This is a genomic window from Hallella bergensis DSM 17361, assembly GCF_000160535.1.
Classification (GTDB): domain Bacteria; phylum Bacteroidota; class Bacteroidia; order Bacteroidales; family Bacteroidaceae; genus Prevotella; species Prevotella bergensis.
Window position 1 is genome coordinate 376916 of record NZ_GG704782.1, and the last position, 9410, is coordinate 386325.

The 9410-nt window shown below is 47.8% G+C and carries 6 protein-coding genes; all 6 read left to right on the forward strand.

All coding sequences use genetic code 11. The annotated features are described in order from the left end of the window. Positions 1-31: 31 nt before the first annotated feature. The 6 genes from HMPREF0645_RS09965 to HMPREF0645_RS09990 all read left to right on the forward strand — a co-directional run bounded on the left by HMPREF0645_RS09965 (position 32) and on the right by HMPREF0645_RS09990 (position 9359). Positions 32-649 (forward strand): fumarylacetoacetate hydrolase family protein, encoded by a 618-nt coding sequence (locus HMPREF0645_RS09965; RefSeq protein WP_007174866.1) that lies wholly within the window; start codon positions 32-34, stop codon positions 647-649. A gap of 112 nt (positions 650-761) precedes the next feature. Beyond that, the gene (gene porU, locus HMPREF0645_RS09970) at positions 762-4310 is read left to right on the forward strand and encodes a type IX secretion system sortase PorU (protein WP_007174867.1); all 3549 of its coding nucleotides are present in this window, start codon (positions 762-764) and stop codon (positions 4308-4310) included. Between the two features lie 48 nt (positions 4311-4358). After that, positions 4359-5546: a type IX secretion system outer membrane channel protein PorV gene (gene porV, locus HMPREF0645_RS09975; protein ID WP_007174868.1), complete on the forward strand. Its 1188-nt coding sequence runs from the start codon at positions 4359-4361 to the stop codon at positions 5544-5546. Between the two features lie 17 nt (positions 5547-5563). Then, entirely contained in the window at positions 5564-6043 is a 480-nt protein-coding gene (gene ispF, locus HMPREF0645_RS09980; RefSeq protein ID WP_007174869.1) for a 2-C-methyl-D-erythritol 2,4-cyclodiphosphate synthase, read from the forward strand. 1269 nt (positions 6044-7312) lie between these two features. Beyond that, complete coding sequence (locus HMPREF0645_RS09985; RefSeq protein ID WP_007174870.1) at positions 7313-8575, forward strand: glycosyltransferase family 4 protein; 1263 nt, start codon at positions 7313-7315, stop codon at positions 8573-8575. 7 nt (positions 8576-8582) lie between these two features. After that, positions 8583-9359: a glycosyltransferase family 2 protein gene (locus HMPREF0645_RS09990; RefSeq protein ID WP_007174871.1), complete on the forward strand. Its 777-nt coding sequence runs from the start codon at positions 8583-8585 to the stop codon at positions 9357-9359. Positions 9360-9410: the final 51 nt, after the last annotated feature.

Consider the following 9410-nt stretch of genomic DNA (forward strand, 5'->3'; position numbering starts at 1 on the left):
GTAAGTCATGTTTATAAACCAGAAATGAAAGATGAAGATATTTGCGATTGGCATGAACTATGCCCTGCACAATAAAGAGATGCATGGCACGTTATCTAAAACGGATGAACCCGTGATCTTCCTGAAGGCAGACTCCAGTCTGCTCAAAGGCGGAAGACCTTTCTTTATTCCCGACCACTTGGGACGAATAGAATATGAGACGGAGGTGGTGGTGCGCATCTGCAAATTGGGCAAAAACGTACCGGTGCGATTCGCCCCGCGCTACTATGATGCTGTGACGGTGGGCATCGATTTCACCGCACGTGAACTGCAGAAGAAGATGATGGAGCAGGGATATCCCTGGGATTTGTCGAAGGGCTTCGACGGTGCGGCCTGTATCGGCGAATGGATGTCGAAGGAGAAGTTTCGCGATATGCAGAACATTCGGTTCCATTTGGATATCAACGGACAAACCGTTCAGGAGGGATTCACAGGCGAGATGCTCTATAAGGTGGACGAGATTATCGCGTACATCAGTCGATTCTACACGCTGAAGACTGGCGATATACTCTACACGGGCACCCCCGCAGGTGTGGGGCCGCTGCAGATTGACGATCATCTTGAAGGCTACTTAGAGGAATGGAAAGTTCTCGACTTTAACTGCAAATAGTGAGCAGGAAGAAGTCATAAGTTGTCCAGCTGCAAGCTGCAATAACAATATAGATGGTTGCGATGGATATTTACAGTTTCCACCTTTAATATATAAAACTCCTAAACAATAGATGAACATAGACCGGCGAATTTGGGGATTACTGATGGTGTTGTGCCTAGGGCTTCCGGCATCGGCTCAACGCTTCTTCAACCTCACTTCAGATGAGGTGAAGGTAGATTCCGTGCTGCCACAGTTTGCCTACTCGGTGGCCTTGGAGGGCGCTTTCAGCGACTCCGTCTACACTGCATCGATACTCTATCCTGAGTTCGTTGACCTATCGCCACTCGATGTGCAAAACTATCGCAAGATATCCAGTGACCAACTGCCAGCCCTGCCGGAGATTGACCAGCGTATCGTGCTGGACAGAAAACGAGGTGCGTTGGAGGTGCAGTTCTGTCCGTTGGTCTATCGAGATGGGCGTTATCAGGCACTCGTGAGTTTCATGCTTCAAATCGACTCCAAGGCCGTGAGACGGTCGATCAAGAGGGCTGTTGCGGCCACAAGGGCAACGACGGCAGTCGAAAGATATGCGCCGCACTCGGTGTTGGCATCGGGAAAATGGGCCAAGATTCGCGTACCGGAAACGGGAGTGTATCAAATCACCGGTGAGTTGATACGTAAGGCCGGCTTTACCAACTTGGACAAGGTGAAGGTTTATGGTTATGGCGGAAACTTGCAGAATGAAACATTGGTGGGCAATGAGCTGCAGGCGCTCGACGATCTGAAGGAAGTGCCCACGTGTACGGTGAATGGCAAACGGTTGTTCTATGCCAAAGGTCCAGTGAGTTGGAGCAGTAACACCGCTCCGCGACGCACGAGAAATCCCTATTCCGACTACGGTTATTATTTCCTTACGGAAAGCGACGCAATGCCGACAAGCATTGATTCGACCGCTTTCGTCAGTTCGTTCTATCCCTCTGACAACGATTATCATTCGCTTGAAGAGGTAGACGGCTATAGCTGGTATCATGGAGGCAGGAACCTCTACGACACGGAAAGTATTGCTCAAGGACAAACCAAGCGTGTGGTACTGAAGAACCGCAGCAACTCGCAGAAAGGAGTGTTGACGGTTATTGTATCTGCCGGAACTGCGGGTCAAGTAGAAGTACTGAGGAATGGTAACTCTTTAGGCACGATGACGATATCCCGTGCCCAACTCGGCGAATATGACAAAGGGCGTGAAGTGAGCGGAAACTACACGCTGACCGATCTTCATGTCACCGATACAGTGATGATTAAAACCCTTTCGGGCGGACCGTTTCGGTTAGACTATGTGTCGATGGCTTGGGAAAAACCAGCACCGAAACCCATACTGTCGGGTAAGTTTGCTACACCGGAATATGTGTACAATATCACCAATCAGGACCATCATGCAGACGGAGCCGCCGACATGATTATCATTATTCCCACTTCCCAGAATCTTTTGGCACAAGCACGGCGCCTTGCAGACTTCCACGAAGAACACGACTCTATGCGCGTACGCATCGTGCCGGCAGACGAACTCTACAATGAGTTCTCCAGTGGAACACCCGATGCCAACGCCTATCGACGATACTTGAAAATGCTCTACGACCGTGCGGAAAGCGACAAGGACATGCCTAAATACCTGCTTCTTTTCGGCGATTGTGTGTGGGATAACCGCATGCTCACTTCCGATTGCAGGAATCTCGACCCTGACGACTACCTGCTATGCTTCGAGAGCGAGAACTCCTTTAACAAAATTTCGTGTTATGTAGACGATGGTTTTTTCTGTCTGTTGGACGATGGAGAGGGCGCTAATCCACAAAACTCGGACAAATTAGACGTGGCTGTTGGCCGTTTTCCAGTGACTACGGCAGAAGAAGCAAGGATAATGGTGGACAAGACGATAGGTTATGCAAGGAACAAGAATGCCGGTGCATGGCAAAACGTGCTGATGTTCATGGGCGATGATGGTAACAACAACCTGCACATGGAGGATGTGGATGAGGCCGCCGAGGAAATAGCCCGCCTCTATCCCGGATACCAAATCAAGAAAGTGATGTGGGATGCCTATAAAGGAGAGACAACCTCAACGGGGAACTCCTATCCTGAGATAACACGTGTCATCAAGCAGCAGCAAGCTGCTGGTGCACTGATCATGGACTATTCGGGACACGGGCGCGAGGACCAGATATCGCATGAGAAGGTGCTTAACCTCAAAGATTTTGAGTCTTTCACCAATAAAAATCTACCCCTTTGGATTACTGCTTCGTGCGACATCATGCCTTTTGACGATGTGAAGCCAACTATCGGCGAGGCTGCCGTGCTGAATCCCCATGGTGGAGCAGTAGCCTTTTTCGGAACTACGCGCACGGTTTATGCCAACTACAATAAGTTGATTAACATGGCTTATATGCGCTTGGTCTTGAGTAGGGAAAATGGTAAGCCCATGACATTGGGCGAGGCGCAGCGCCGTGCCAAGAATTTGATGATAACCACTGGGGCGGACCGTACAACCAACAAACTGCAATATTCGCTGTTGGGCGACCCCGCGTTGTCGTTGAACCTGCCTTCGCTGAAGATGGTGGTGGATTCCATCAATGGCGCCGCGGTGGCACAACCGGGTGTCAATGCGCACCTCAAAGCAGGCGATGTAGCTCGTGTGAGTGGACATATCGAGCATGGTGAAGGCTTCGATGGCGTACTGACGGCCGTGGTGAGAGATTCACGCCAGCTTATAACGGGTAGGATGAATAGCAGTGCTGAGGCCGATGAACCGGTGAAGTTCTACGATCGCACGAATATATTATATAATGGATCCGACAGCGTTCGAAACGGCCGATTCAGCTTTTCGTTTGCTGTGCCAAGGGACATTAACTATGCTGATGACAACGGATTGATGAACCTCTATGCTGTGAGTGCAGATCATCGGATGATAGCCAATGGCGCCAATGGAAACTATATGGTTGGAGGAACCAGCGAAACTGGAACGGACTCTGTGGGACCAAAAATCTTCTGCTATCTGAATACACCCGAATTTGCGAATGGCGGCAAGGTGAACGTGACGCCTTATTTCGTGGCACAGCTGAAAGATAACGATGGAATCAATGTGACCGGCAATGGTATTGGTCACGACCTGCAGCTTATTATAGATGGCGATGCCTCCAAAACGTATAACCTGAACGAGTATTTCCAATACGATTTTGGCACCTATACGAGCGGTACGGCCGCATTCAGCATCCCCGAGTTGGAACCTGGGAAGCACAGCCTGACATTCCGAGCATGGGATATGCAGAACAATTCATCTACGGCAACACTCGATTTCACGGTGGTCAAGGCTCTTAAACCCTCCATCCAAAGTGTGGGGGTGTCGGCGAATCCGGCCTCCACTTCCACAACATTCATCATCAATCATAATATGAGTGGCAGTTTGTTGGACGTGGCAGTTGATGTCTTTGATGTCAGCGGACGCTTGTTGTGGACTCATCGTGAGTCGGGCGTGTCGACGGGTGGGACTTATACCGTGGACTGGGACTTGAGACAGGATAACGGCGGAAGGCTTCAGACGGGAGTGTATCTCTACCGCGTCCGCGTGTCAAACGACGGAAGTGTTGAAGCCACGAAGGCCAGGAAACTGATAGTTGTAAGCAATAAATAGTCTTATTGCAACGTTTATAGTATTGAAACAGAACACTGATTATAGAAGATGAGCAATTTCCTGAGAATATGGGCGATACTGCTGATGTGCAGTTGCACACTCGCGCTGTCTGCCCAGGACAAGCAAGATATGTTTAACCCGGTGAATGCATCGGTAACCTCGCAGACCATTGCCCCGGATGCCCGTTCGGCAGGGTTGGGCGATGTGGGTGCGGCAACCGATCCTGACGTGTCTTCGCAATACTGGAATCCTGCTAAATATCCATTCACCATTAGCCGTGCCGGGGTGGCTTTGAACTATACCCCTTGGCTGCGACAGTTGGTCAACGACATTGGCTTGGCTTATATGGTGGGATATTATCGCATTGGCGACTACAGTGCTGTGTCCGGGTCGCTGCGCTATTTCTCCTTGGGAGAAGTGATGACAAGCATGGACGAAAATGCCATGACCATTAACCCCTACGAGATGTCGCTGGATGTGGGTTACTCGCTCATGCTGAGCGAACAGTTCTCTATTGCGGCAGCCGTGCGCTGGATCTACTCGGATCTGACCTACGACTACACCAGCGACACGTCGCCCGGGTCGGCCTTTGCGGCGGATATAGCTGCTTATTATCAGAATTACCTGAATATCGGCGATCGCGAATGTCAGTTGGGATTGGGTCTGAACATCTCCAACATAGGTAGTAAGATTAACTTCGGAGGTGACGACAACAGCGAGTTTATCCCGACAAACATGCGTCTGGGCGCATCGCTGATGATTCCGCTGGATGAGTATAACCGTTTTACCATAGCCGCAGATGCCAACAAGCTGCTGGTGCCGACCTATCCTACGGAAGAACAGTACAACAAGGCGTCGGACAAAGACAAATATAACGACTATCAGGACTATGTGCAGAAGAAATACTACGATGTCTCCTCGATAGGCGGAATCTTTAAGAGTTTTGGCGATGCACCCAATGGTTTTAAGGAGGAACTGCAGGAAATTCAATGGAGCGTGGGCGCTGAATATGTTTATAACGACCAGTTCGCGTTGCGTGCGGGCTATCACGACCAACATGCCAACAAGGGTAACATGAAGTATTTCACGGTGGGAGCCGGATTCAAGATGAACGTTTTCTCACTCGATGCCGGCTATGTCATTGCGACGGCCAAGAGCAATCCCCTGGATCAGACGCTGCGCTTCACGCTGAGTTTTGATATGGATGGTATCAAGGATTTGTTTAACAGGAGATAAGTTTTTTACTCAAGAATATGAAAATCAGAGTTGGAATGGGTTACGATGTCCACAGATTGGTGGAAGGTCGTGACCTTTTTTTAGGTGGTGTCAAGATAGAACATAGTGAAGGACTCTTGGGACACAGTGATGCCGACGTGTTGCTTCATGCCGTTTGCGACGCCTTGTTGGGAGCTGCCAACATGCGCGACATTGGTTATCATTTCCCGGATACCAGCAATGAAACGCTCGATATGGACAGCAAACTCATTCTGAAAAAGACGATGGAACTGTTGGCCACCCGGGGATACAGGCTTGGAAATATAGATGCCACGATCTGTGCAGAGCGTCCGAAACTCAACCCCCATATACCTGCAATGAAATCGTGCATGGCCAAAATCATGGGTTGCGACGAAGATTTAATCAGCATCAAGGCAACGACTTCGGAGAAGATGGGGTTTGTAGGTCGCGAGGAGGGCATGGCTGCATACGCGGTTTGCTTAATCGAGAAAGACTAAGACAAAGAAAACACAGGCGGTTTGCCATTAAAAAAATACGCTGAAACTCATCAACGAGCTCCAGCGTATGTTTTATGTTTAACTAAAAAAACTTTTCTGATCAAATGAAAACCTCACGGCCTTCATTGTCATCCGTTAAACAATCTATCAAATCTACCTTAAACCTAATAACTAAAAACCTAAATCTATTACTACTAACCTAAACAATCTATTAACCTTTTGATGTTGCAAAGGTAGGGTAAAAATCGTTAGGTTCCAAGTTTATGAGCGTAATTAAGTGTTTTTAAGGCGCTTTCTTGATACAAATCAAGAGTTTGTGCACGCACACGGTTTTGTAATTCAAAATTCATAATTCAAAATTCACAATTAGGCTGCGCGTTGATTCTTCGTTCTTCACTCTTCACTCATATTTTGGACTGCGCGGTGGAGGTAGGGTAGATATTCTAAGATTGTTTGCGAAGCAAACGGAAATATATTCTGCGATGAGCCTTTCATTTATAAAATGATATTCTCCGAATATTCTAAGATTCGGCGAAGCCGAGCGGAGGAATATTCAATTCACAATTATTCGCAAGCTCATCAACTTGTCATAATTCATAATTCACAATTAGGCTAACGCGTTTGCAATTCATAATTATTCGCAAGCTCATCAACTCGTCATAATTTAAAATTCACAATTAGGCTAACGCGTTGATTCTTCTCTCTTCCCTCTTCATTCTTCACTTTCCCTCTTCCCTCTTCCCTCTTCCCTCTTCTCTCTTCTCTCTTCTCTCTTCTCTCTTCCCTCTTCCCTCTTCATTCTTAACTCTTCCCTCTAAATTTTATAAAATAATATTACCATTTCTCGTGTGTTCCTCTTTGCAACATCCAGAGAAAATTACGCCATGTTCTGACCGATACTTTTGGCAAGAAGTGAGTAGGAAATCACGAGGGCGGTGCGGTTACTATGTTATCGCAGTACGTTTGGACTTGAATCGCCACGCGAAAGAAGCCTCTTGGTGACGCGAAAGGAGCCTAATCGTCTAAGCAATCGATATGCAATCGCAGGTGACAAAACGGGGGGTTGTAAACGAGGTTTTGCTAATTGGTTGATTGTGAACTCACTACCAATTGCTTCATATTTCGTAAATTTTGAACCAAAGGATTATTATTTTCAAATTCTCGAAGCACAGAAGGGTGTTTGTTAGAAGATTTCATCTATATTATTAAATATGTAGGATTCTTTTTTCGCAGCTTTTTATTACCTTTGTCACATCAAGAACAGATAGAATGCGAGTACTCTTAGTGAATACACATGAGCGGGCCGGAGGAGCCGCAGTGGCTACCAGACGGTTGCTGGAGGCCTTGAACAACAATGGTGTCAAGGCAAAGATGCTGGTGGCGAACAAGGAAACCGACAACATTAATGTGGTTGGATTGCCGCATCCATGGCGACATCGCATGGCATTTCTGTGGGAGCGCTTGTGCATCTTCTTGCATTTGCGATTCTCAAAAAAACATCTATTCGGGTTGGATATAGCCAATTTGGGAGTTGACATCACTTCTTTGCCTGAATTTCAACAGGCCGACATTATTCATTTGGCATGGATCAACCAGGGGATGTTGTCGTTGAAGGGCATTCGCAACATCTTGAAAAGCGGTAAACCCGTGGTTTGGACTATGCACGATTTGTGGCCAGTTTCGGGTATTTGTCATCTGTCCTTGGGATGCGAGAGATTCAAGTCCGGGTGTTCCCATTGTCCATATCTGCCAAAAGGTGGGGGAGAGCGAGATTTGTCATACCGCGTTTGGCAGGAGAAAAACAGACTTTATGAGGCGGAGAATATCTCTTTCGTGGCCTGTAGCCGGTGGTTGGCTGATGAGGCAAGAGCCAGTTGTTTGACACGTGACCACGTGGTGACAACCATTCCTAACCCGTTGAATACTTCCATTTTTTGCAAAAAGGACAAAGCGTTAGCGAGGAAGAGTTTGCACTTGCCCCTTGACAGGCGCTTGATTGCGTTTATAGCCCAGAAGGTAACCAATGAAAACAAGGGCATGAATTATTTGATAGAGGCTTGCGACCGACTTGTTTCCATGTACCCGAAGATGAAGCAAAGCACAGGAATCGTAATCATTGGAGGGCATGCCGAGGAGTTTGAGCAACAGCTTGCGATGCCGGTTTATTCTTTGGGGTATATCCGTGATGAGAAGAAAATGGCGGAAGTGTACCGGTCGATAGATGTATTTGTGCTCCCGTCCTTATCAGAAAACTTACCCAACACCATCATGGAGGCGATGGCCTGTGGTGTTCCCTGTGTTGGTTTTAACATAGGCGGGATTCCCGAAATGATAGACCATTGCACGAATGGATATGTGGCTAATTACAGAGATGCGGGTGATTTGGCGAAGGGAATTCATTGGATTCTTGAGGAAACAGCGTATGACGAACTGGGTCGACAGGCCATTCACAAAGTGGTTTCACATTATTCCCAACAGGCAGTTGCCGCAAAATACATAGAAGTTTACAACCAGGCGACTGCACTTAAATGATTTTCCTATGATCACATTTACGATCATTACCTGTACATACAATGCCGAGCACGAGCTTCAGCGCACGTTGGATAGCGTGAAGGGTCAGTCGTATGGTCCTATTGAGCACCTTATCTTAGACGGTTTGTCGAAAGATCATACGATACCCATGGCCCTTGCTTATCAGAAAGAGACAAGCGAAACGTCCAACGAACGTCGGGTGGAGGTGGTGTCGGAGAAGGATTCCGGACTCTACGATGCGATGAACAAGGGCATACGGATGGCCACGGGTGACTATCTGGTGTTTCTGAATGCGGGCGATGTGTTTCCTTCGTCACAGACGTTGGCGCACGTTTCCGATAGTTTGGTTGAGAGAGAGGCGTTGCCGGGTGTGCTTTACGGCCATGCGGATATTGTGGACGATGACGGAAAGTTTATCCGGCATCGTCGGTTGCAACCTCCCCCTGTTTTGTCGTGGAGATCTTTTAAGCATGGAATGGTGGTTTGTCACCAGTCTTTCTACGCTCGTACAGATCTTGCCAAGCACACACTTTATAACCTCAGGTATCGTTATTCGGCCGATGTGGATTGGTGTATCCGAATCATGAAAGCTGCTGAAGAACAAGGTTTGGCGCTGAAAAATGTTGGTGAGGTGTTGGTGAACTACCTTGATGGCGGCATGACGGTTAAGAATCATCGGGCTTCTTTGAAAGAGCGGTTCCATGTCATAGCAACGCATTATGGACTTGTCACAACCGTTGCGATGCACCTTTGGTTTGTAATCAGGGCTTTGATCAGGAAGTGACGCTGATATTGTTCAACGCTGATCCACAGCGACAACAAACGCCCGAATGAA